Source organism: Planifilum fulgidum, assembly GCF_900113175.1.
Classification (GTDB): Bacteria; Bacillota; Bacilli; order Thermoactinomycetales; family DSM-44946; genus Planifilum; species Planifilum fulgidum.
Map to the genome: position 1 here is coordinate 1 of NZ_FOOK01000015.1, position 23337 is coordinate 23337.

The 23337-nt window shown below is 59.8% G+C and carries 20 protein-coding genes; 15 read left to right on the forward strand and 5 right to left on the reverse strand.

Annotated elements, in window-relative coordinates:
* A partial coding sequence (locus BM063_RS09650; protein ID WP_143085303.1) for a transposase occupies positions 1 to 256 on the reverse strand: 256 nt, incomplete at its 3' end.
* Positions 257 to 372: 116 nt separating this feature from the next.
* Positions 373 to 3102 (reverse strand): aconitate hydratase AcnA, encoded by a 2730-nt coding sequence (acnA, locus tag BM063_RS09655; RefSeq protein ID WP_092038376.1) that lies wholly within the window; start codon positions 3100 to 3102, stop codon positions 373 to 375.
* 224 nt (positions 3103 to 3326) lie between these two features.
* Here acnA and BM063_RS09660 point away from each other — a divergent pair, with 224 nt between their 5' ends.
* From BM063_RS09660 to BM063_RS09675, 4 genes are all read left to right on the forward strand, one after another.
* The gene (locus BM063_RS09660) at positions 3327 to 4088 is read left to right on the forward strand and encodes an IclR family transcriptional regulator (protein ID WP_092038378.1); all 762 of its coding nucleotides are present in this window, start codon (positions 3327 to 3329) and stop codon (positions 4086 to 4088) included.
* A 598-nt stretch (positions 4089 to 4686) separates the two neighbouring features.
* Positions 4687 to 5130: a BrxA/BrxB family bacilliredoxin gene (locus tag BM063_RS09665; protein WP_092038380.1), complete on the forward strand. Its 444-nt coding sequence runs from the start codon at positions 4687 to 4689 to the stop codon at positions 5128 to 5130.
* 129 nt (positions 5131 to 5259) lie between these two features.
* Positions 5260 to 6288, forward strand: a complete 1029-nt coding sequence (locus BM063_RS09670; RefSeq protein ID WP_092038382.1) for a glycine-rich domain-containing protein — start codon at positions 5260 to 5262, stop codon at positions 6286 to 6288.
* A 169-nt stretch (positions 6289 to 6457) separates the two neighbouring features.
* On the forward strand, positions 6458 to 7111 hold the full coding sequence (locus tag BM063_RS09675) for an AIM24 family protein (RefSeq protein WP_092038502.1): 654 nt from the start codon (positions 6458 to 6460) through the stop codon (positions 7109 to 7111).
* A gap of 96 nt (positions 7112 to 7207) precedes the next feature.
* Here BM063_RS09675 and BM063_RS09680 read toward each other — a convergent pair whose 3' ends face one another.
* Positions 7208 to 7954 (reverse strand): alpha/beta hydrolase, encoded by a 747-nt coding sequence (locus tag BM063_RS09680; protein ID WP_092038385.1) that lies wholly within the window; start codon positions 7952 to 7954, stop codon positions 7208 to 7210.
* 81 nt (positions 7955 to 8035) lie between these two features.
* Positions 8036 to 9280, reverse strand: coding sequence for an MDR family MFS transporter (locus BM063_RS09685; RefSeq protein WP_092038388.1), 1245 nt, complete (start codon positions 9278 to 9280; stop codon positions 8036 to 8038).
* A 324-nt stretch (positions 9281 to 9604) separates the two neighbouring features.
* On the opposite strand from BM063_RS09685, the gene BM063_RS09695 reads away from it, so the two are divergent.
* The 10 genes from BM063_RS09695 (at position 9605) to BM063_RS09740 (ending at position 21174) form a co-directional block, all read left to right on the forward strand.
* A complete protein-coding gene (locus BM063_RS09695; RefSeq protein WP_092038392.1) occupies positions 9605 to 11545 on the forward strand; it encodes an acetate--CoA ligase in 1941 nt (646 codons plus the stop codon).
* A gap of 105 nt (positions 11546 to 11650) precedes the next feature.
* Complete coding sequence (locus BM063_RS17260) at positions 11651 to 12685, forward strand: hypothetical protein (RefSeq protein WP_143085304.1); 1035 nt, start codon at positions 11651 to 11653, stop codon at positions 12683 to 12685.
* Positions 12686 to 13239: 554 nt separating this feature from the next.
* Positions 13240 to 13488, forward strand: a complete 249-nt coding sequence (locus tag BM063_RS09705; protein WP_092038397.1) for an AbrB/MazE/SpoVT family DNA-binding domain-containing protein — start codon at positions 13240 to 13242, stop codon at positions 13486 to 13488.
* A gap of 190 nt (positions 13489 to 13678) precedes the next feature.
* Positions 13679 to 14446 carry an enoyl-CoA hydratase-related protein gene (locus BM063_RS09710; RefSeq protein WP_092038399.1) on the forward strand — a complete coding sequence of 256 codons (768 nt, stop codon included), beginning with the start codon at positions 13679 to 13681 and terminating at the stop codon, positions 14444 to 14446.
* Positions 14447 to 14460: 14 nt separating this feature from the next.
* Complete coding sequence (locus tag BM063_RS09715) at positions 14461 to 15246, forward strand: enoyl-CoA hydratase-related protein (RefSeq protein WP_092038401.1); 786 nt, start codon at positions 14461 to 14463, stop codon at positions 15244 to 15246.
* Between the two features lie 235 nt (positions 15247 to 15481).
* On the forward strand, positions 15482 to 16597 hold the full coding sequence (locus BM063_RS09720) for a Leu/Phe/Val dehydrogenase (protein ID WP_092038504.1): 1116 nt from the start codon (positions 15482 to 15484) through the stop codon (positions 16595 to 16597).
* Between the two features lie 28 nt (positions 16598 to 16625).
* Positions 16626 to 17732: a pyruvate dehydrogenase (acetyl-transferring) E1 component subunit alpha gene (gene pdhA, locus BM063_RS09725; RefSeq protein ID WP_092038403.1), complete on the forward strand. Its 1107-nt coding sequence runs from the start codon at positions 16626 to 16628 to the stop codon at positions 17730 to 17732.
* Positions 17698 to 18675 (forward strand): alpha-ketoacid dehydrogenase subunit beta, encoded by a 978-nt coding sequence (locus tag BM063_RS09730; RefSeq protein WP_092038405.1) that lies wholly within the window; start codon positions 17698 to 17700, stop codon positions 18673 to 18675. The genes pdhA and BM063_RS09730 overlap by 35 nt, the downstream gene beginning before the upstream one ends.
* Positions 18676 to 18793: 118 nt before the next feature.
* A complete protein-coding gene (locus BM063_RS09735) occupies positions 18794 to 20035 on the forward strand; it encodes a dihydrolipoamide acetyltransferase family protein (protein WP_092038407.1) in 1242 nt (413 codons plus the stop codon).
* A 329-nt stretch (positions 20036 to 20364) separates the two neighbouring features.
* A complete protein-coding gene (locus tag BM063_RS09740) occupies positions 20365 to 21174 on the forward strand; it encodes an MBL fold metallo-hydrolase (protein WP_177199086.1) in 810 nt (269 codons plus the stop codon).
* 14 nt (positions 21175 to 21188) lie between these two features.
* Here the strand turns inward: BM063_RS09740 and BM063_RS09745 are convergent, their stop codons facing one another.
* Positions 21189 to 21629, reverse strand: coding sequence for a TlpA family protein disulfide reductase (locus tag BM063_RS09745; protein ID WP_092038411.1), 441 nt, complete (start codon positions 21627 to 21629; stop codon positions 21189 to 21191).
* 192 nt (positions 21630 to 21821) lie between these two features.
* Here BM063_RS09745 and BM063_RS09750 point away from each other — a divergent pair, with 192 nt between their 5' ends.
* Complete coding sequence (locus BM063_RS09750; RefSeq protein ID WP_177199087.1) at positions 21822 to 22382, forward strand: metal-dependent hydrolase; 561 nt, start codon at positions 21822 to 21824, stop codon at positions 22380 to 22382.
* The last annotated feature ends 955 nt before the right edge of the window (positions 22383 to 23337 follow it).

Here is a 23337-nt window from a genome sequence, read left to right on the forward strand (position 1 = left end):
TGACCCGGATTTCCTCAATGAGGCGTCTTTCCGAACGAATTCCGTACAAATAACCGATCAAAAGCATTTTGAACAGCATGACCGGATCGATGCAAGGACGCCCATTATCTTGACAATACAAGGGGCGGCATTTTTCCGCGATAAACGAAAAGTCGATGGTTTCATTGATTTTTCTAAGCAAGTGATCTTGGGGAACAAGGTCTTCTATGTTGACTGTTTCGGGTTGAAATTCCCTGGATGGGTTCGTCCTGAACATATAAAAACCTTCCTTCGGAATTGTTTTATTCCGAATTCAACAAAAAAGGCTGTTGACCCTTCTTTGTCAACAGCCTCGCCCGCTTTCGTAGCGGGCCTTTTTTCGGGGCGGGAGGGTCAGACGGTCACTTCCTCCTTGTCGTTCAGGATCTGGCGGAGGACCGTCTGCAGAATGCCGCCGTTCCGGTAGTATTCGATGTCCACTTGGCTGTCGAGGCGGAGAATGGTGTCAAATTCGACGGTGGAACCGTCCTTCTTGGTGGCGCGCACCTTGATCCGCTGTCCGGGCTGGATTTCATCGTGGAGGCCGAGGATGTCAAAGGTTTCTTCGCCGGTCAGGCCGAGGGACTTCCAGCTGTGGCCGTCGGCGAACTGCAGGGGCAGGACGCCCATTCCCACCAGGTTGCTCCGGTGGATCCGCTCGAAGCTCTCGGCGATGACCGCCTTGACGCCGAGGAGGTTGGTTCCTTTGGCCGCCCAGTCGCGGGAGCTTCCGGTTCCGTATTCTTTTCCGGCAAGGACGACGAGGGGCGTATTCTCTTTCTGATACCTCATCGCCGCGTCGTAGATGGTCATCGTTTCACCGGTGGGCACATACTTGGTGTACCCGCCTTCCACGCCGGGAACCATCGCGTTGCGGATGCGGATGTTGGCAAAGGTGCCGCGGGTCATGACGCGGTCGTTTCCGCGCCGGGAACCGTAGGAGTTGAAATCCTTCGGCGCAACACCTTTTTCCTGCAGGTATTTGCCGGCGGGGCTGTCCGGCGCGATGCTTCCGGCCGGGGAGATGTGGTCCGTGGTGACGGAATCGCCCAGCAGAGCCAGTGCCCGCGCGCCGCGGATCTCCTTGATCGGCTCCACTTCCGCCGACAGGTTGACGAAGAAGGGCGGCTCCTGGATGTAGGTGGAATTTTCGTCCCAGTCGTACAGGTCCCCCTTCGGCGTGGGCATGTTGTTCCAGCGCTCGTTGGCGTCGAAGACGCGGGCGTATTGCCTCCGGAATTGATCCGGGTTCATCGCTTCCTTCATCACCTGGATGATTTCCTCGGCGGAGGGCCAGATGTCCTTCAGATAGACGGGCTGGCCGTCGGAGCCGGTGCCGATCGGTTCTTTCTCCAGGTCGATGTCCACCGTGCCGGCCAGGGCGTAAACGATCACCAGCGGCGGGGAAGCCAGGTAGTTGGCCTTCACCAGCGGGTGGATCCGTCCTTCGAAGTTGCGGTTTCCGCTCAACACCGAAGCGACGGTGAGATCGTTCTCCTCAATGGCCTTGGACACATCCTCCGGCAAGGGACCGCTGTTTCCGATACAGGTGGCGCATCCGTATCCGGCCACGGTGAAGCCCAGTTTCCCAAGGGGTTCGGACAGACCGGCGGCCTCCAGGTATTCGGTGACCACCTTGGAACCGGGGGTCAGGCTGGTCTTGACGTAGGGCGGAACGGACAGGCCTTTTTCCACCGCTTTTTTGGCGACGAGACCGGCGCCCAGCATCACGCTCGGGTTGGAGGTGTTGGTGCAGCTGGTGATCGCCGCGATGACGACGGAACCGTTCTTCAATTCGTAGGAAGTGCCGTCCGCCCGCTGGACGCTCACGGATTTGGCCGCTTCCTCCTCGGACAGCCCGAATCCGCCCTGGTCGATGGGCTTTCTCAGGGTGTCGTTCCAGGCTTTCTTCATGTCTTTGAGTTCGATCCGGTCCTGGGGACGACGCGGTCCGGCCAGGCTGGGAACGACCGTCGAAAGATCCAGTTCGATGGTGTCGCTGAAGACCGGGTCCGGCGTATCATCGGTCCGGAACATGCCTTGGGCTTTGTAGTAGGCTTCCACCAGCCGGATGAGGGATTCGTCCCGTCCCGTCAGGCGCAGGTAATTGAGGGTTTCCTCATCCACGGGGAAGAAGCCCATGGTGGCGCCGTATTCGGGAGCCATGTTGGCCACGGTCGCCCGGTCCGCCAGGCTCATGTGCTTCAATCCGGGACCGTAGAACTCGACAAATTTCCCGACCACGCCCTTTTTGCGGAGCATTTCCGTGACGGTGAGCGCCAGGTCGGTGGCCGTCGCTCCGTCGGGGAGTTGACCGGTCAGTTTGAATCCGACCACTTCCGGCATCACGAAGTAGAGGGGTTGGCCCAGCATGCCGGCTTCCGCCTCAATGCCCCCGACACCCCAGCCGACGACGCCCAGACCGTTGATCATCGTCGTGTGGGAGTCGGTGCCCACCAGCGAATCCGGGAAGACCTGGGTTTCGCCGTTTTGCTCCTTGGTCATGGCCACCTTGGCCAGGTATTCCAGGTTGACTTGGTGGATGATCCCCGTCGCGGGCGGAACAACCCGGAAGTTGTCGAAGGCTTCCTGGGCCCAGCGGAGCAGGCGGTAACGCTCCTCGTTCCGTTCAAATTCCACGTTCATGTTGTATTCCAGGGCATCCGGCGTGCCAAACCGGTCCACCATCACCGAGTGGTCGATGACGAGATCCACGGGAACCAGGGGATTGATCCGCTTCGGATCGCCGCCGACCCGGGCCATCGCGGAGCGGAGAGCGGCGAGGTCCACCACCGCCGGGACACCGGTGAAGTCCTGAAGGACGATCCGCGCCGGTTTGAAGGGAACTTCCTTCTTGACCCGCTCGTCCGCCCAACGGGCCAGCATGCGGACATGTTCGGCCGTGATCGCTTTGCCGTCATACTGCCGAACCGCCGCTTCCAGGAGCACCTTGATGGAGAAGGGGAGGCGGGAGATGTTTCCGAGCCCCTGCTCTTCCAGCCCTTGAAGGCGCCAGTATACATAGGTGCGGCCATCCACTTCCAGGGTGGAGCGGATGTTGAACCAATCGTCTCGGTTTGCCATGGGGCTTACCTCCTTTGTCGGTGATTGCAAGAAAACAAAAGGAAAGGGAACCGTTCGTTCCGCTGTATGAAACAAAGTTTCTTTTTTCGATACCCATTATACAACGGATTGCCGCCGTTGTATAGCCTTATTTTTATCAAAAACCCCTCTTATGATTGACGGGGAACGTGTTATAATGAAAATTAAAATGAATTTCAACCAGTGAAACCGGAGGATACTCCTTGATGGAAGATAAGAAATTTACCGTCCGCGCCGCTGAACGGGCATTGGACATCCTGCTCTGCTTTGTGGAAAAGAGCGAATGGAGCCTGACGGAAATCGCCCAGCACACGGGTCTGAACAAAAGCACCGTGTATCGGCTCCTGGTCACGTTGGAGGGAAAGGGTTTCCTCCGGCGCAATCCGGATACGGAGAGATACCGTCTGGGCTTTCGCATTTGGGAGCTGTCCGCCAACCTGAGCCAGTCCGATGATCCGGCCGTGCTGTTTTTGCCGGAAATGGAGCGGCTGCGGGATGAACTGGAGGAGACGGTCAGCCTTTACATCCGGGACGGGATGGAGCGGGTCCGCATCCAGGCGGTGGAAAGCCGCCAGACCATCCGGCGCGTGGCGCCCATCGGCGCCCGGATGCCCCTGGCGGTCGGCGCTTCCAGCAAAGTGCTGGTGGCCTACGCCTCCCCGGAGACGCGGGAGGCCATTCTGAACGATCCTTCCTGGCCGGAATCCGTCGATCGGGAGCAATACCGCAGGCAGTTGGAGGAGATTCGGCGCAAGGGATACGCCACCAGCATGGAAGAGAGGGAAGCGGGCGCTTCGGCCGTGGCGGCGCCCGTTCTCAACCGTTCGGGTGAAATCATCGCCGCCCTGGCCGTATCCGGGCCCGTGGGCCGCCTGACCCAGGAAAAGATGGAATCTTTCGCCCCGCGGATCATGGAGGCGGCCAGGCGAATGGGCAAGATGGTAAAGGGCGGCGCAACCGCCCGGTGAGGGCGGAAAGTCCGGCGGTGTTCTCCGCCGGGCAGATCCGTGGGTCATGCGTCAATCGGAACAAGCTTCCGGTTCATCGGGGTGCATCGCTTCAATCTTCCGCCGGGAAGGGTTGCGGTGCGCCCTTTTGGTTTTGCGGGGGATGTTTCCGCGATCCGGGGAGCGGTGCGGAGGGCGGGCACGGACTCGCCGACGGGAGAAAGCAAAAAAAGCGGCGTCCGCTCGGGACCGCCGCACAATAGGGGGTCGTTTCAGGAATGGCAAGGCCTGAAAGAGGTCCGGGTCATGCGTAACAGCATTCAATCCGCAGACGGATCCATTGATCGTTGCAGCAATCGTTCTGGATTTGCTCCTTGGAATGTTGGATTTCCGAACCGCATTCAGGACACGTTCGGGCATCCGCAGCCGGTTCCGTTTTTGGGACCGTCATTTTTAGACCTCCTCGCCGGGGATGATTCTATTATAATATAACAATACCTGATTGTTAACATCTGTATTATAACAAAATTTGCCGACCGTACGCCATTACCCCAGGTCGGGGCCAAGTGGATCCCGATTAATATTTTGGATAGAATGAAAAGAAAAAGGAGGGTTGTCGATGGTCCAGGATTTCTATTTTCAACAGATGCAGATGATGGTCCAACCGATGCGGGATGAACTTACGCGCGTCGGTTTTAAGGAACTGCGCACACCGGAGGAAGTGGTGGAAGCCCTGGAGGGCGAAGGAAAAAAAGGGACCACGCTGATTGTGGTCAATTCCGTCTGCGGCTGTGCGGCGGGGCTGGCCAGGCCGGCGGTGGCCAAAGCGCTCAATCACGACAGAAAACCGGATCATCTGTACACGGTTTTCGCCGGACAGGACAGGGAAGCCACCGCCAAAGCCAGGGAATATTTTGAAGGAGAACCTCCCTCCTCACCCTCCTTTGCGCTGATGAAGGATGGGAAACTGGTCCACATGATCCACCGGCACCAGATCGAAAACCGGGGAGTGGATGAGATCGCCGCCGACCTGACGGCCGCCTTTGACAAGTACTGCGGCTGATGGGTGCGCCTCCCTCCCGGCCGGGAAAGGGGGGCGTTTGTTTTGACCGGCATTGTCAAAAGGTTGTTCCTTGTTTGACCGATTATGGTTGCCTCCGGGATGTTCGTTCCGAAGGGAGGCATATAACCGGTGGAAATGGTGCTTTTCTTTTGCGTGGCGGCCCTTTTCGTCTCACTGATCGCGATATCGATCATCGCCTTGCGGCGGGGCGTCTGGTGGAAAAACCACTCCTGGGAGCTTCCGGAGCTGGGAATCCAGCTTCACGGGCATCCAGTGGACCGGGATCTGAGGGAAATGATCCGGCGCTTGGAGCGGGCGCTGCCGGAGGAGTACAGTGAGCGGGTGAAGCGCCGCATCATGGAAAAATCGAGGGTCGGGGAGACGGAGTGGAGAAACCGCTGGTTTGAATTGAAGCGGTTTTTTGTGCTGACGTCGATTCTGAAGCGGGTTCCCATGTACAGCCGGGACGTGGACAGCGTGTGGCACGAGATGCTTCTTTTCACCCGGGATTACGAGCGTTTTTCCAATGAATTTCTCGGGACATATCTGCACCACGATCCCCACGATCAACCCGTTTTTGATCCGCTGGAAAGGGCCTGGTTCGACTGGACCTACACCCTTTTTTTCCGTCCGACGCTCTACAGCAGGTATGTCTGGGGTTCTTTTTTCCGCCATCCCATGCCCCCCGAGCTCCTGAGGGAATTTGAGACGTCTTCGGAGGATCAACTCTTGGAGCGTTATTTCAACCGGGAGAGCGCCCGCCGTTTTGAAGAAGCAAAGCGGCTTTGCCGTTTTGTCATCGGCACCGTTCGCCGCGCCATCGGCGAGGCCAGGAAGTACGCGGAGCGGTATGGCCGGGATGTAACGGGCCTTCGTTCCCACTTGTTTTCCCTTAAGAGCCGGGAGATGGAGCCGGCCGTGTGGATGCTCGGTGCGCTGGCTTACCTGTCGCTGTATCATGCCGAAAACTTTTTGGCGGCGAAAAAGAAATTGCTGGGGCGTGTTGCAGATTCCGGCTCCTCCGGCGCGGGCGCCGGATATGTAACCTCTCCCGGCTTCACCGAAGGAGTGTGGGACGACTTGGGCTGCGATTCCGATTCGGGCGGTGGAGACGGCGGCAGCAGCTGCGGCGGCGCCGGCTGCGGAGGGGGGAGCTAAGCGGCGGATCGTGATATGGGCGGCGGCGATGGCGAACCGGTCCATGCCGCGTGGCTTGGCACCCCTTTTTCCCCGCGACGGGCCCAGCTTGTGGACGATCGGATTTCCCTTTCGGTTTTATCGTTGCCTGCGAAAAAGAATCAGACATCGCAAAGGAGGAAAATGGGCGATGACTCAGACGCTGAAGGATCTGATTCAGCAATCCAAGGGGAAAGCGAGTGACGAGCGGTTTGTTCTGCAGAACGGCAAAATGCTTAAAGTGCGCGTCACCGATCACATCTATTGCCGGGCGGGGAGCATGATCGCCTACAAAGGAGACATCAAATTTGAGAGAACCTCGGGCGGGATCGGCAAGTGGCTGAAAAAGACGGTGACGGGAGAGGGAATTCCCCTCATGAGGGCTTCCGGCAGCGGAGAACTATACCTGGCCCACAAGGCGTCGGACATCACCGTTTTGCGCCTCAATGCGGAAACGGTGTTTGTGGAGGGGCGGCATCTTCTCGCCTTTGAGAATACGGTGGACTGGGATGTCACGGTGATCCGGGGGGCGGGGATGACCTCCGGAGGGCTGTTCACTTGCCGATTGACGGGGACGGGCTTTGTCGCCATCACGTCACACGGGCCCGTGGCCGTTCTCGAGGCGCCCGTTTCGGTGGACCCCGACTCCCTGATCGGCTGGACGGATGGTCTCGTGCCGCAGGTGAAGACGGATGTCAATCTGAAGACGCTGCTGGGACGCTCCTCGGGCGAAACGTTCCAGCTCCATTTTGACGGATACGGCAAAGTCCTGATTCAGCCTGACGAGCCGGTGATGAAGGAGTGAGCCGCCCAAGGCGGCGGGAGAAGGCGGTGGTTCGCCGCCCCGTGGGGGCGGCGGTCGTTGGCGGCGAGACGGACCGATATGCCGTCCCTGTTCCGGTCAGGATGCTGAATCCGCCGTTTTCCCAAAGAAGTGGGTCAAGGCTTCCGGAAGATCCTTCTGCCACAGCCCCCAGGTGTGCTTTCCTTCCTTCTCCACGTATCGCAGGGAGGCTCCCTTTTCCCGCAGCGCCCGGGAAACTTCCCGGTTCCGGGCCAACAGGTCCAGATTGCCGACATGGGTGGGAACCGCATACTCTTCCAGCCCGATCATTTGATACACTTCCAGATCCGCCAGCGTGGGGGCCTGGCGGATCCGGTCCAGGGTCGCTTTGAAAAAGGCGCCGGACTGGGACAGGACCCGGCGGAAGCGGTCGGGAAAATCGAGGGCCATGTGGAGAGAGACGGTGGCGCCGAGGGAGGAGCCGCCGATCACCCGGCCTCCGGGCTCCTGTCTGGCGGCGAACCGGCTTTCCACCCGGGGCAGAAGCTCGTCGGCGACAAAGCGGCCGTAGGCTTCGAACCGGTCGCCGCCGGGAGCGTATTCCTCGTTTCTCCGCGCTTTATCCACGGGAATCATCACGATGATCGGGGGATGAATCCGGCCTTCGGCGATCAGCTGGTTGGTCTGCGTGGCAATTCTCCCCAAGGTGAGATAGTCGGTTCCGTCCTGCAGATACAGCACCGGGTAGCGGTTTTCGTCGGAATATCCCGGCGGGAGATAGATTTGGAGGAGGCGCGTTTCACCCAGATATTTGCTGGACAGCTCTTCCCGGATGATTGTTCGTTTCAGGTAATCGGACTGCAACGGAATCACCACCCGAAGGATTGGGTTGTAAACCCATTATAGCCGAAAAATCGGGTGGTTTTTCCATTTTTTTGTTTCCTCTCAGGAGGATACGGATTTTTCCAGGGCCGGAACCCGTTTAAGAAACCAGCGGTTGACGGTCAGATACAGGGTCATTCCCGCCGACACCAGAAGGAGCGCCAATCCGATGAAGAGGGGTTTGCCTCCCCAATGGGACAGAATAAAGCTTCCGGTGACGGGCCCCAGAATGTTGGATACGCTGGCGTTCATGTCGAAGATGCCGAAGAATCGGCCGCGGAGCGCCTTGGGCGCCAGGATGGAAACCATTTTTTGCTGGTGTGGGCGGACCAGCACATCCGCGACGGTGTAACAGACCTCCGCGACGATCAAGGCCCAGATAAAGGGCGCCAGCCCGTAAATCAGGGCGAAGAGGGCGAAGGAGACGTACGTGATGAGCAGGATCACCGCGGGATTTGCCGATTCCGTCTTGCGGGTGAGGGGCAGCTGCACGAACACGACCAGGGCCCCCGTGAAGGTTCGCAGAATCCCGTACACCGTGACGTATTCGACGAAGTGTTCCTTCAGGTAGAGCGGGAAGACGGAATAGATCTGGGTATCCAGCAGACTGACGGGAATCGCCAGCGCGGTGAAGGCGATCAGAGGGAGATACACGGAGAAATCCCACCGGGGTGGAGCGGCTTTTTCCCCCGTCGGCCCTCCATCCATATTCTTCTTCGATCTATTATGAGGAAGTGTTTCCGGTATCTTGAAATAAGCGAGCACGCCGAAGAGAAATTGGGCCAGAGCTTGAGATAAAAATAAAAAGGTTGGATCGAAATTGTATACGAACGCACCGAGCGCCGGTCCGATCGCCGCGCCCACGTTCCAACCCATTTCAATCAGTGCGAACGCCTCAGCCCGCCGGTTTTCGGGTACGACGTCGGCCACCTGGGCGTTGGCCGCCGGAAAGAACATGGATTGTCCGAGGGCGTTCAGGGAATAAAGGAGATAAATATGCCAGGCTTTGGTGGCGAAGGCCATGCCGACCATGACGAGGCTTTGGAAAAAGAGAGAGAATAAGATTACCGGTCTTCTGCCGAAGCGGTCGGCGAGGGAACCCACCCACCACTTGCAGGAGAAGCCGACCAGCGCGGGAAAAATGGTGGTTGCGGCGGCGGTTACCATGTCCACGCCCATGTGTTCGTGAAGATAAAGCACCACCAAGGGGAAAAGCATGAAAGAGGTGGTGGAGACCATGATGGATCCCCAGAATCGAACCCAGATCGCCGGATCATACCTTTTCAAGATTTTCTCCAGACGTTGCAAGGAACCACCTCCTGAATATTCAAAATCACATTAAGAAGTATAGCACTTGAAGTGTTTTTCTGCAATATTTCTTTTTTTGATTATACAAGATATTGTTTCCGTTCTTGTTTTTCTTTGGATAAATATTCAGAGAAACGTTTACGGGGTGAAGCGCTTTCACGGGTTGTGCTATACTTTGGTTGAGCACGCCGGCAAATGGCGCCTGTCTGCGAAGGGACGCTCCTTCACCCGGGGCGAACGCGCGCCGGACCGGCAGCCGGACGTTCCGTTCTCTTTCGTTTTGCTTGATCTTTTCTGAGTATCAAATGCGGGGGAGAGTGCACGATGAGCGAAGCGGTCTGGTTTCCTTCGGAGGAAAGTTCGAAAAAGACCCGGATGTATCGATTCATGCAGAAATTGGGGTTTTCCGACTATGATGACTTTTACAAGCGTTCCATCGAGGATGTCGAATGGTTTTGGGAGGAAGTGGTCCGGGATCTGGATTTGCAGTGGATCCGTCCCTACGACCGGGTGATGGACGGATCGAAGGGCGTGCCGTGGACCCGTTGGTTTCCAGGAGGCAAATTCAACGTGGCGCAGAACGCCCTGGACCGTTTCGTCGACGATCCCCAGGCCCGGCATCGCCTGGCGCTGATCTGGGAGGGGGATGACGGGGCCGTCCAAAAATACACGTATCGGGATCTTTGGGCGGCGGTGAACCGGTTCGCCCACGGGCTGAAGCGGCTCGGGGTGGAGCCGGGGGACCGGGTGGCCATCTATTTGCCGATGATCGCCGAAAACGTGATCGCCATGCTGGCGGCGGCCCGGATCGGCGCCATTTTCACCCCCTGCTTCTCGGGTTACGGGGCGGAGGCGGTCGCCACGCGGGTGAGGGATTGTGAGGCGAAAGTGTTGATCACGGCGGACGGTTTCCTGCGCCGGGGGAAAGTGGTCCCGATGAAGGAGGAGGCCGACCGGGCCGCCGATCTGTCTCCCAGCGTGGAGAAGGTGGTGGTGGTTCGTCGCCTGGGCCGGGACATCCCGTGGAATCAGGAGAGGGACGTGGACTGGGGCGATCTGACCTCGGAATGGAAGACGGTGGCGCCCCGGGAAACCGACGCCTCCGATCCGATGATGATCATCTACACTTCCGGAACCACGGGTCGCCCCAAGGGAACGGTGCATGTCCACGCCGGCTTTCCCGTCAAGGCGGTCTTTGATGCGGCCTACGGGATGGATGTGGGTCCGGGGGACATCCTGTTCTGGGTGACGGACATGGGATGGATGATGGGGCCGTGGATGGTGTTCGGCGCCTTGCTTTCGGGAAGCACCATGCTGGTGTTCGAAGGAACCCCCGATCACCCCGGGCCGGATCGCCTCTGGAAGATCGTGGAGAACCACGGGGTGACCCATCTGGGGATCTCCCCCACGGTGGTCCGGGCGCTGATGCGCCACGGGGAAGAACCGGTTCGGCGGCATGACCTCAGTTCCCTGCGCGTTTTCGGCTCCACCGGCGAACCCTGGAATCCCGATCCCTGGCACTGGCTGTTTGAAAAGGTGGGGGGCAAAAAGGTTCCGATTTACAACTATTCGGGCGGAACCGAGATTTCCGGCGGAATCCTGGGGGGGAACCTGCTGCAGCCGATCGCTCCCTGTTCCTTTTCCGGTCCCCTCCCGGGGATGGATGTCGAGGTGTACGACGAAAACGGAAAGCCGGTGCGCGGCGAAGTGGGAGAATTGGTGATCCGACAGCCCTGGGTCGGCATGACGCAGGGATTCTGGAAAGATCCGGAGCGGTATGAACGGACGTATTGGAATCGGTGGCCGGACACCTGGGTGCACGGGGATTGGGTCCGGGTGGACGAGGACGGATTCTGGTATATCACCGGGCGGTCGGACGACACGCTGAAAATTGCCGGAAAGCGGCTGGGGCCCGCGGAAATGGAGTCGATCCTCGTCGATCACCCGGCGGTGCTGGAGTCGGCGGTTGTCGGCGTTCCCGACGAGACCAAGGGAGAGGTGGCGGTCTGTTTCGTCGTCTTGAGGCCGGGGCACGAGCCGACGGAGGCGTTGCACGACGAACTGATCGACATGGTGGGACGCCACATGGGGAAGGCGCTTCGGCCGAAGCAGATTCATTTCGTCGCGGAGCTGCCCAAAACGCGCAACGGCAAAATCCTCCGCCGGGTGATCAAGGCGGCCTATCTGGGACAGGAGGCGGGAGATCTTTCCTCCCTGGAAAACCCGAAGGCGGTGGATACCATCCGCAGCCGCCAATTCAGCTGATGCGGGATCAAAAGAGGCCCGGCGCGCGCCGGGCCTTTGGCGCATACCGCGCCATGTGGGCACTTTTATTTCGGGTTGATCATCACATGAAATGGGGTTCAGTTTGTGGAGGAATTCGTTTCCTTTGAACAAGTCCAAGAACTGACGCGATTGAGTCCAAATGAGAAAAGAGATCGATGTCGACAGATCTTACAACTACCCCCGTCAGAATTGATCAAACTGGCCAGGCAAGCGATGGATTTAAAAGATGAAAATGTCCTGGCATCGCTTGTGAAAATAAGACCTTCAGAGATGAGCGGACTTCAGAAAGAATGGATAAATAAGCAAATATTCTATCCTGGAACCTTATACCGAAAAGCCAGGGCAGAAGTTCGTAATCAACTGCTGCAGCGAATGGAAGATGCTTCTTCCTTGAAGCCTTTGATGGTCAATCACTTGTTACTTTCACTTGCTTGGGTGGGCGATGAAGAAGTTCAGCGGCAGTTTGCCCAATGGAGGGAGAATCCGCCTTCTTGGAGTGAGAAACTATGCGTTCCCCCGGAAAAATACACATATGAAGCGAGCTGGGAGTTGGATGAGAATGGGAAGAGACGAGATCTGGCTTACGAAGAACATATTTACACTGCTAAGTCGGGGCAGGGAAGTGCTTGGTTGGAGGAGAAATGCCAATGTTGCGGTTGGAAATTGGCGGTTTTATTTGATTTGGATCTCTCTGATCGTCGGCTTCATTTTCTCGGGTGGAGGGGTAAACGCCTTCGTATCGCCACTTGCATTCAATGTACCGGATACTCCACGATTTACACGGAAGTGGACGAAAATGGAAATGTAAGTTGGAGCCCTTATAATGTAAAACCGGAATATTGCTATCACGAGCCTGTTGATAATCGTGAAGATTTCGCCACACCATTATTTGTCGTGGGTTCAAGGCAAGAAAGTTGGGAAGAGCTTTATAATGAGGAAAGGTCGAAAATTGGTGGGCTTCCTGCATGGATTCAAGACGCCTATTTTCCTCATTGTCCATGCTGCCGGAAAAGCATGCCGTTTATTGCGCAGCATAAAGATGACAACGCTGAAGGACTGATTTATGTTTATCTGTGTACTTCTTGCCGGATTGTGGCAACCCATTATGATCAAACGTAGATCAGGATTCAACCAATCCAGCCCGCTAATCGGTTCCGTGTGAACAAAGTATCTCCGGTCACTGAGACGGAGTAATGGGAGCGCCCCATGGCTCGACCCGTCCCGCAGGCTTTCGATCCCCAGAACCTTTCGGGTTCCTTTCTCATGAAAAGATTGGAGGCATCCGCCGGGCTTTTTTTGTGGGGGAAAGGCCCCGGTGGCCCCGGGTCGCCCCAAACCGTCTAGCGGTTCTTCTATGCCGGGCGCCGGAGGCATTTCCTTTTGGCCGATGCAAAGGGTCCGTCTTGCCCTCAGCGCATCCCGCGGAAGGGGCGTCCGCTGACCCGGGGTGATCGGCGTCCGTCCGGCGCGCTTTGCGACGTCGGCGGAGAGCATCGCCCCTTCGGGGCCGGGGGACTCGGCTCGTTCCGCCGGAGGAGGTTTGAAAGATTGCCCAGAAAGGGAATGATCCGGTTGGAACGCTGTAAAGGGAAGGATTCCCGCTGATCATCCCAGAAAAGAGAGATATTGGACGGAAAGGGCTTCTTTCCCACACGACAGGAAAGGGGATGGTTATGAGAAGCATCGGCATTGTGCGCAAGGTGGATCATCTCGGCCGCATCGTGCTGCCCAAGGAGCTGCGCGACATGATGAATCTGCGCCCCCACGACGGTGTGGAGATCTTTGTGGACGACAACAAGATCGTACTGAAGAAGTATAATCCCAGTTGCGTATTCTGCGGGTCGATGGAGCAACTGCTCGACTTCCGCGGGAAAATCATCTGCGAGTCCTGTTTGGCGGAAACGCGGCGGTACGCCTTGTGAGCGCCTTCCGCAGCGAATAGGGAAAAACCGGCCTTCATCACGAAGGCTCTTTTTTATTTTAAAGCGTTAAAGCATATTCCTGACAGGAGAAAGAAGTCTCTGATAAAATGAAAATGAAACTTGTTTCAGAAAAATGGTTTCTTTCCGTTATGTATAAATAAAAGCGCTTTCAATCGGAAGGGGGAGTGGGATGTACGTCCGTGTGACTAGGCCGGAGGAGGGGATCGGACAGATACAACTCCATCGACCGGATGTGCTCAACGCTCTCAACCTGCAACTTATGGAGGAGTTGGTGTCGGCGCTTGAGTCGATGGATCGGGATGAGGCGATCCGCTGCATCATCCTCACGGGGGATCGGCGGGCCTTTGCCGCCGGGGCGGATATCGGGGAAATGAGCGATGCCACTGCGGTGGACATGCTGTTGAGGGATCAGTTCGCCACATGGGATCGAATCCGTCACATTTCCAAGCCGATCATCGCCGCGGTCAGCGGATACGCCCTCGGCGGAGGCTGCGAGCTGGCGATGGCCTGTGATCTGATCATCGCCTCCGAGACGGCCAAGTTCGGCCAACCGGAGATCAACATCGGGGTGATGCCCGGAGCGGGGGGAACCCAGCGCCTGACCCGCGCGGTGGGAAAAGCCCGGGCGATGGAAATGGTGCTGACGGGAAATCCCATCAGCGCGGAGGAGGCCCTTGAGGCGGGGCTCATCAACCGGGTGGTTCCCGAAGAACTCCTGCTGGACGAGGCCCTCAAGATGGCCCGGGAAATTGCGGCCAAACCGCCGGTGGCCGTCCGGTTGGCCAAAAAATCCGTTTTGAAGGCGTTGGATACAACCCTTGAAACGGGGCTTGCCTATGAGCAGATGCTGTTTTATTTCCTCTTTGCCACCGAGGATCAGCGCGAGGGGATGAAAGCCTTTTTGGAGAAGCGGAAACCCCGGTTCCGCGGCCGCTAGAGGAGGGAGGAGAAATGGAGGAAACGATCTGCATCACCCGGGAGGAGGGCGTGGCTGTCATCACGCTCAACCGGCCCCAGGTGTACAATGCCTTCAACAATCAAATGAGCCAGGAGCTGCTGAAGGCCCTGCGGGATGTGGCGCGGGATTCCGGCGTGCGCTGCGTCGTCCTGACCGGCGCGGGAAAGGCGTTTTGTTCCGGACAGGACCTGGGGGATCGGAGCGATCCCAACATCGAAAATTTTTCCCTGGGGGACAGCGTCCGCGGGCGGTATAACCCCCTGATTCGGGCGATCGTGGAGATGGAGAAGCCGGTGCTCGGGGCCGTCAACGGGGTGGCCGCCGGCGCCGGATGCAGTCTCGCCCTGGCCTGCGACCTTCGGATCGTGTCCGACCGGGCGCGATTCATCGAAGCCTTCGTCCGGGTCGGCCTGGCTCCGGACAGCGGATCCAGTTATTTTCTTCCGAAGCTCGTCGGATTGGGCCGGGCGATGGAATTGGCCATCACCGGAAGGGAAGTGTCCGCGCAGGAGGCGGTGCAGATCGGATTGGCGAACCGCCTGGTGCCCCACGAGCGGTTTTGGGAGGAAACCCTTGCCTGGGCGCGTCAGCTGGCCGAAGGGCCGACCCGGGCGATCGGCCTGATCAAGCGGGCCCTGTACAAGGGGGCCGATGCCGCCCTGAAAGAGGTGCTGGAATACGAGGCTTACATGCAGGAATTGGCGGGGCGCACCCGGGATTTTCGGGAAGGGGTCTCCGCCTTCATGGAGAAGAGGCGGCCCCGGTTCCAGGGCGAGTGACCGGCGGCGCGGGAGAGTGGCCCGGACACCTGTGGAAGGGGGAAATGAACCCTCTTTCCGCAAGGGGCATATAGTTGAAGTTGACGATTGTCGGCTCGGATCAGTGCCGGAGGAGAAAACTCTTCCGGAACCGTCTTCAGAGGATGGACGAAACTCCAATTTTCAATCATCCTGAGGAAACGGAATGATGGGTATGAAACGGTTTAAAGCGGACTGGCCGATGAAGGAAGCGGTGATGCAGCCGGAGGATCAAAGGCATTCGGAATCCGCCGGCGGGGACATCTTTGAAAAGATGGATAAGTACGGACACGAGCAGGTGATCTTCTGCCGTCACCGGGGATCCGGGTTGAAGGCGATCATCGCCATCCACGACACGACGATGGGATCCGCCCTCGGGGGATGCCGGATGGCTCCCTACGGATCCACGGAGGAGGCGCTGGAGGATGTGCTGCGCCTTTCCCGGGGCATGACGTACAAGTGCGGGGCGGCCGACGTGGACTTCGGCGGAGGAAAAGCGGTGATCATCGGGGATCCGAAGCGGGACAAAAGCCCGGAACTGTTCCGGGCGTTCGGCCGGTTTGTCGGAGGGCTGAACGGCCGGTTCTACACCGGAACCGACATGGGAACCTCTCCGGAGGATTTTGTCCACGCCGCCCGGGAAGCCAAATGTTTCGTCGGCCTTCCCGAAAGTCACGGCGGAAGCGGAGACACTTCCGTGCCCACCGCCCTTGGCGTGTTGCAGGGGATGAAGGCGACGGCCACGGTGCTGTGGGATTCCGAAAGCCTGGCCGGAAGGACGGTGGCCGTCCAGGGAGTGGGGAAGGTGGGCAGCCGGCTTGTCCGCCTGCTGGTGGAGGAAGGAGCCCGCTGTCTGATCGCCGATGTGGACGGGCGGCGCGTCGATGCGCTGCGGGAGGAGTTTCCGGAGTCCGTCGAGGCGGTGGACGTGGCGACGATCCATGCCGTCAGCTGCGACATCTTTGCCCCCTGTGCGGGAGGCGGCGTCATCAACGACAAGACGGTCGAGGAACTGAAATGTCGGGCCGTGGTCGGCTCCGCCAACAATCAGCTGGAGGACGACCGGCACGGCGACCGCCTGCACGAGCGGGGAATTTTGTACGCCCCGGACTACGTGGTGAACGCCGGCGGTTTGATTCAGGTGGCCGACGAATTGACCGGATACAACGAGGAACGCGTCATGGCCAAGACGCGGTCCATCTATGACATGCTCCTGAAGATTTACCGCCTGTCCCGGGAGCAGAATATTCCCACTTACCGCGCGGTGGACCGGCTGGTGGCGAAACGGATGGAGCAGGTGGCCGATCTGCGGAGAATCTTTTTGGGGCTTTGAACAGGCCGGCGAGCGGGAGGGGATCGAGATGTTGCAACAGGTGGAGGAAAAGCGGCTCATTTTTTCGTGCATCCTTCCCGACGGTACGCTGACGGATGAGGGACAGGCCGTGTGGAGAAGGATCGACGACGGGAAAAAACGGCTTTTTTACCGGTGGATGACGATGGTGCGCCTGTTCGACAGGCGTTGCGTCAACCTGCAGCGCCAGGGGAGGATCGGCACCTTTGCCCCCCTGGAGGGACAGGAGGCGGCTCAGGTGGGGAGCGCCATGGCGCTGTCGAAGGGGGACTGGATTTTTCCCACGTACCGGGAGCACGGGGTCCAGATGGTCGTGGGCATGCCGCTCAATCTGATCCTGCTTTACTGGATGGGGCGGGTCGAGGGATGGAGGCCGCCGGAGGGGTTGCGGCTCCTGCCGCCCTCCGTTCCCATCGCCACCCAGCTGCCCCACGCCGCGGGGGCGGCTTGGGCCTCCAAACTGAAAGGGGAGCGGTCCGTCGCCGTCGCCTATTTCGGCGACGGGGCCACCTCCGAGGGGGATTTCCACGAAGCGTGCAATTTCGCGGGAGTCTTCCGCCTTCCGGTCATCTTTTTCTGCCAGAACAACGGGTATGCGATCAGCGTGCCCTTCTCCCGCCAGTCGGCGACGCCCACCGTGGCGGAAAAGGCGGCGGCCTACGCGTTCCCGGGGATCCGCGTCGACGGCAACGATGTGCTGGCGGTATACGAGGCGATGGTGCAGGCGATCGAGCGGGCGAGAAACGGCGAAGGGCCGACCCTGATCGAAGCCGTCACCTACCGCCACGGGGCCCACACCACCGCCGACGACCCCACCCGCTACCGGAGCGAGGAGGAGGCGCGCGAGTGGGTTCAGCGGCGCGATCCTCTCAAGAGGTATCGCGCGCTGCTCCGGGCGGAGGGCCTTTTGACCGAAGCCGAGGAGCGGGAGTGGGAGGAAGAATGCCGCCGCCGGATCGACCGGGCGGTGAAGGAGGCGGAAGCGGAGGAGGCGGCTCCGCCGACCCACATGTTCGATCACGTGTTTGGCACACCGGTGGAATCGCTCAAGCGGCAGCGCAGTGAATGGGAGGTTGGAGGTCATGCCGGAACGGACAATGGTTCAAGCCATCAATGACGCCCTTTTCGTGGCCATGGAGAAGGATCCGCGCGTGGTCGTCATGGGTGAGGATGTGGGCAAAAACGGCGGGGTTTTCCGGGCGACGGAGGGCTTGTGGCAGCGCTTCGGCGACGATCGGGTGATCGACACCCCCCTGTCCGAGTCGGGCATTGTCGGGACGGCGATCGGCCTGGCGGTGGGGGGGATGCTCCCGGTGGCGGAAATCCAGTTCATGGGGTTTGTTTATCCCGCCTTCGATCAGATCGTCAGCCACGCCGCCCGGTTTCGGACGCGGAATCAGGGGACCTTTCCCCTTCCCCTCGTGATCCGCGCTCCCTACGGCGGGGGGATCCGCGCCCCGGAACTCCACTCCGATTCGACGGAGGCTCTGTTTGTGCACACCCCGGGATTGAAGGTGGTGGCTCCTTCCACTCCGTACGATGCCAAGGGGCTGTTGCTGGCCTCCATCCAGGATCCCGATCCGGTCATCTTCCTGGAACCGATGAAGCTGTACCGCACCCATCGGCAGGAGGTGCCCGAGGGGTGGTACGAGGTTCCCATCGGGCAGGCCCGAAAGGTGCGGGAGGGGGAAGACGTGACGATATTGGCCTGGGGAGCGATGGTGCCGGTGGCCGAGAAGACGGCGGAGGCTTGGAAGAAGGACGGGGTCAGCTGCGAAGTGATCGACCTGCGCTCCCTGTATCCGATCGATGAGGACGCCATCATCGAATCCGTCAAAAAGACCGGCCGCGCCGTGATCGTCCACGAGGCTCCCAGGACGGCCGGGGTGGGTGCGGAGCTGACGGCGCTCATCAACGAGCGGGCCTTCCTCTGGTTGGAAGCGCCCGTAACCCGGGTGACGGGGTACGATGTTCCGGTGCCGTACTTTGCCCTGGAGGATGCCTTCCGTCCCGACGTGCGCCGGGTTTCCGAAGCGGTGAAGCAAGTGATCAGCTTTTGATGAGGCGCCGCCCGGAAACTTCCGGTCCGGAGGACAAGCCAAGGGATCCGTGATTCGACGCCTTTCAGCGGGAGCATATAGATGAACCAACATTGCTTTTCGGAAGGGAGGGCATTCTGTGGCCGTACTTTTCAAACTTCCCGATGTGGGTGAGGGGATGGCCGAGGCGGAAGTGGTCCGCTGGCTCGTTCGGGTCGGAGATCGGGTGGAGTTGGACCAGCCGGTTGTGGAGATGCAGACGGACAAGGCGGTGGTGGAGCTTCCGGCTCCCGCCGCCGGACGGGTGACGGAAATTCGATGGCGGGAAGGGGATACGGTGCCCGTCGGCGAGGTGCTTCTGGTGATCGCCGACGAGTCGGGAGGAGAAGGACAGGCGGAAGCGGAAAAGGCCGCAGGCGCGGAAGCCAATGGCGTCGCCGGGAGCGCCGTGCCCGTTCCCGCCTTCTCCCGCCGCAGACGGGTTCCGGCGGCTCCTTCCACCCGCCGCCTCGCCCGGGAGCTGGGCGTGGACATCACGCAAATCCAGGGGACGGGCCCCCAGGGACGGGTGACGGACGAGGACGTGCGCCGGGCGGCGGCCGCGCGCAGGGGGCCGGACGTCGGTCCGGCGGAAGGGGCCGCTTCCCCTGCCTCGACGAAGACGGCGGCGGATCTTCCCTACCGGGAGGAACCCCTCACCCGCACCCGGCGGGTGATCGCCGACAGGCTGCTCTTTTCGGTGACCCGCAAACCGCACGCCACCCACTTTGATGAACTGAACGCGGACGGATTGGTCCGCTGGATCCAAAAGCGGCGACGGGAACAGGAATCCTCCGGCCGGCGGGTCTCCTTTTTGCCGGTCCTGCTGAAGATGATCGCCGTCACCCTGCGAAAACATCCGGCTTTCAACGCCCATTTCGACGAGGACAGCCAGACCGTTCGAACGTATCCATCGGTCTCCCTCGGCATCGCCGCGGACACTCCTCGGGGGTTGCTCGTCCCGGTGATTCCCGAGGTGGAAAAGAAGAGCGTGGAACAGATCGCCTTGGAGCTGGCCGAGGTGACCGAGGCCGCCCGGAACGGGACGATCCCGCCGGAGCGGCTGAAGGGCAGCACCTTCACCGTCAGCAATGCGGGGGCCCTCGGAAGCGGGCGGTGGGCGACCCCGATCATCAACCCTCCCGAGGTGGCGATTCTCGCCCTGCATCCCGTGGAGCAGCGGCCGGTGGTCCGGGATGGCCAGCTCGCCGTCGGGTGGGTGATGAACGTGTCCCTTTCCTTCGATCACCGGGTGCTGGACGGCGCCGACGCCATCCGGTTCACCCAAACGCTGGCCCGCTATGTGGCCGATCCGGACAGGTTGCTTCTGGAACTGGCGTGAAGGGCGGACTTGAGAACCATCAGACCGGAGGAGGAAGCGCGGCGCTTAGGCGGCAAAGCGTTGCGCTCCCCCGCGACGGGGAAGCGGCGGCTTCCCCCGTTTCTTTGCTTGGCGGGCAGGTTGCCGGGAAGGGGATGTTTCAGGGACAGCGGTCAATGAATCGAAGGTTTGCCATCCGGCACTCAGTCGCAACGGCCGGAGCAGGGTTTCCCGCTTAAATGGCGGGGTTTTTCTTTCCGGGCGCAGGGACCGGCTGAATTTGCGGGTTGAGCGTCCCGCGGATCCCCGTTAAAATGATGAATGAACATTCAATCAATACGGTGATTCCGATGCCGAAGGTCCAGGTTGAAACCCGCGTGATCGGGGATGTTCACGCGTTCAAGGGGCAGTACAAGCGTTTCGGGTATCCCGCCCGGTTTTGCCTGTATTACGTCGACGGCCTGTTGATCGACACGGGACCGCCCCATGCCCGGCGGGCGGTTTGCGGCTGGCTGGAAGACAAACCCCTCGACCGGATCGTTCTGACCCATTTCCATGAAGATCATTCGGGCAATGCGGGGGAACTTTCCCGGCGCCATAAGGTTCCCGTCCTGATGGGCGGGGAGACGGCCAGGATTCTCTCCGATCCGCCCCGGCTTCCCCTGTACCGGCGGGTGGTCTGGGGGCAGATGGATGCGGTGTCCGGCCGAACGCTTTCCGACCCGTTGGAAACGGCGAAGCACCGCTTTCGGGTCGTTCCCACGCCCGGCCACACCGCCGATCATGTCGCCTTCGTCGAAGAGGAGAAGGGGTGGTTGTTTGCCGGCGATCTCTTCCTCAGCAATCGCTTGATTTACGGCATGCGCGGGGAATCGGTGCCGCAGCTGATCGATTCCCTCCGGCGGGTCTTGGCGTATCCCGTGCAAACCCTTTTTTGCGGCCACTCCGGAGTGGTTTCCGATGGCCGGTCCGCTCTGGAGAAGAAACTCCGCTTTTTGGAATGGTTGCGGGAGGAGTCATGCCGCCTCGCGGACCGGGGCCTCTCTCCCCGGGAGATCAGCCGCCGCCTTCTCTCCGGCGGCAAGATGATGGAATGGGTGACGCTCGGGGAGTTTTCCCCGGTTCACTTGATCCGGTCGATCGTGGAGAAAAGGGGATGACCGGATCCCCTTTTTTACTTTTGGTCCTGTTGATGGAGCAGCCGGTCGATCTCCTGCAGAATCGTCACGAGCGGCACGGTTTCGTCATAGATTCCGGCCAGGTTCCCCTCCCGGTCGATCAGAACGGAAGCGGGGACGGAGGTGATCCCGTAGGCGTCGTAAGTTTTTCGGCCATCGTCCTTCAATACCGGAAAGGTGTAACCCGCCTTTTCCAGAAAGGTGGAAACCCTGGCGGGGTCCGGTTCCCGCCCCGTCACGTTGATGGTGAGAAAGGCGAAATCGGGATGGCGGACCGAGCGGTACAGCACTTCCTTGTGGGGCAAATCCGCCTGACAGGCCGCGCACCAGGTGACCCAGAAGGAGAGGAGAACCACTTTTCCCTGGTAATCGCGCAAGCAGACCTTTTTCCGGTCGTCCCAGGTGGGCAGGCAAAATTCCGGCGCCTGTCGGGCCATGGCTTAAGCCTCCTTTCCCTTGGCCCCACGATTCTAGCACAACCCTTTTGTTTTCCGCAAAGCCGTTTCGGGGAAGCGGCCGCCCTCATCCCCGCGGGGCGCCGTACCGGTGGGGCTTTTCCGGGATGGGATGAAGGGTGAAAGGCCGGCTGAAAGGGTATTTAGATGAAAAAGAGAGAAGGAGGTTGTTTGGTGAACGGCGGGACCCATGCGGCGCTGGGATTTGCATCGGGGGTGGCGGCCCTTTCCTTGCAGGAGGCGGAAGTTTATGAGGGATTCGTGGTGCTGTCGGCCATTTTTGCCTCGCTGCTGCCGGACCTCGATGAGGAAAACAGCATGATTTACGGGTACACCATGGGGAAGGTTTCGCCCAACGTGCGCCGCTACCTGGTCGGCGGGCTTGGAGCGGTGTGCATGCTCCTGGCCGCCTTCTTTTCCGGTCCCTTTTTCATGGCGGGAGCCTTTTTGCTGGCCATTCCCTTTACGGGCCACCGAAGGTTCACCCATTCGCTGCTCGCCCTTGCCATGGTCACCTACATCGCCGATTCCATTCATCCCGATTTCAAGATTCCCGTCATGCTGGGCTATCTGAGCCATTTGCTCGCCGATTCGCTGACCGTCTCCGGAGTTCCCTGGCTGTGGCCCATGACCAAAACGTTTCGATTTGCCAAACTGAAAACCGGCGGAGTGCCCGATTTCCTGATCGGTTACATCGCCCTTTTCTATGCCCTGATCGAATGGTACCGGATGTGACGGCCGCCGGTTGACAAAAACGGCCGGTGATGTCAATCCCCATGCTCAAGCGGCGCGCATCGGGCGAAAGAGCACCCATTGCCACGGCAATGGGTGCTTTTTTTCGGGGAGGGGAACCGGCCTTGAGCCGCCACCGGGATTTGATATATTTATGTATTGATATTGATAATCATTATCAATAATCGATTCTCCAAGGATGATGGAATTCCTGTGGTTCACCTTAGGCCGTCCGGCGGAATGAGGGGCTTGGCCTGGACGGTCTCTTCCTTCGCTTCGGGGCGTGGAGGAAGGCAAGCGGCGGTAACCCGGAGGAGCAGCCGTAAGCCTGATCGCGCCGTTCGGCGGCGAGGGTAGACGGATGAGGGGCGCAGGGAGATCCGGTTGCTTCGGGGCCCCGCCGATCTTTGCCTGCCGGTGAAACGTTCGGGGTGAAGGCGGAGAGAAGGTTGAGAATCGACCCGTTCCGATTGGACATCTGCCGGGAAGCGGGCAGAAAGCGGTCCCTTCCGGTGAAGGGGAGATCCCGGTTTGCCCCGCCGGCAAGCTCGCCTGCCTCTGCGAGGAGTTCTTTCATCTTTTGCACAGCGGGGAGGAATTGACACGCTTTTGCGGCGGTTGATCCTCCGGATGCAGCCGCGTGCTGGGCGGCATCCGCCGCAAGAAGCAGGGAAGACCGGTCCGGAGGCGGCCGGGGGAGACATGGAAAAGCCTTTCCGGGAAACCGGTGGCCCGCGAGGTTCCCAAGGTCCGCTTCAAATGTTTCGTGGGCTTGTTCAAGAATACTTGCGGCAATCAGCGCCGCCTCATTTTCTACAAGGCGGTGAGCGGAATGCGCGCGTTTTCCGGACCGGCCTCTGGTGCGGGTGATTTCATCCGGCTGTCTGGTGGTGGAGAGGCGCTTCCAGGAATCTCCCCGCCCTTCCCGCCGTTTTTGGCGCGGCGGTGGCGTCCATGG

Excerpts from the sequence above, each read along its gene's own strand:
- BM063_RS09720 (WP_092038504.1), top strand. The coding sequence starts at position 15,482 with ATGCAGCCGGAGGATCAAAGGCATTCGGAATCCGCCGGCGGGGACATC.
- BM063_RS09710 (WP_092038399.1), top strand. The coding sequence starts at position 13,679 with ATGTACGTCCGTGTGACTAGGCCGGAGGAGGGGATCGGACAGATACAA.
- BM063_RS09705 (WP_092038397.1), top strand. The coding sequence starts at position 13,240 with ATGAGAAGCATCGGCATTGTGCGCAAGGTGGATCATCTCGGCCGCATC.
- BM063_RS09740 (WP_177199086.1), top strand. The coding sequence starts at position 20,365 with ATGCCGAAGGTCCAGGTTGAAACCCGCGTGATCGGGGATGTTCACGCG.
- pdhA (WP_092038403.1), top strand. The coding sequence starts at position 16,626 with ATGTTGCAACAGGTGGAGGAAAAGCGGCTCATTTTTTCGTGCATCCTT.
- BM063_RS09675 (WP_092038502.1), top strand. The coding sequence starts at position 6,458 with ATGACTCAGACGCTGAAGGATCTGATTCAGCAATCCAAGGGGAAAGCG.
- BM063_RS09715 (WP_092038401.1), top strand. The coding sequence starts at position 14,461 with ATGGAGGAAACGATCTGCATCACCCGGGAGGAGGGCGTGGCTGTCATC.
- BM063_RS09730 (WP_092038405.1), top strand. The coding sequence starts at position 17,698 with ATGCCGGAACGGACAATGGTTCAAGCCATCAATGACGCCCTTTTCGTG.
- BM063_RS09665 (WP_092038380.1), top strand. The coding sequence starts at position 4,687 with ATGGTCCAGGATTTCTATTTTCAACAGATGCAGATGATGGTCCAACCG.
- BM063_RS09660 (WP_092038378.1), top strand. The coding sequence starts at position 3,327 with ATGGAAGATAAGAAATTTACCGTCCGCGCCGCTGAACGGGCATTGGAC.
- BM063_RS09695 (WP_092038392.1), top strand. The coding sequence starts at position 9,605 with ATGAGCGAAGCGGTCTGGTTTCCTTCGGAGGAAAGTTCGAAAAAGACC.
- BM063_RS09745 (WP_092038411.1), bottom strand. The coding sequence starts at position 21,629 with ATGGCCCGACAGGCGCCGGAATTTTGCCTGCCCACCTGGGACGACCGG.
- acnA (WP_092038376.1), bottom strand. The coding sequence starts at position 3,102 with ATGGCAAACCGAGACGATTGGTTCAACATCCGCTCCACCCTGGAAGTG.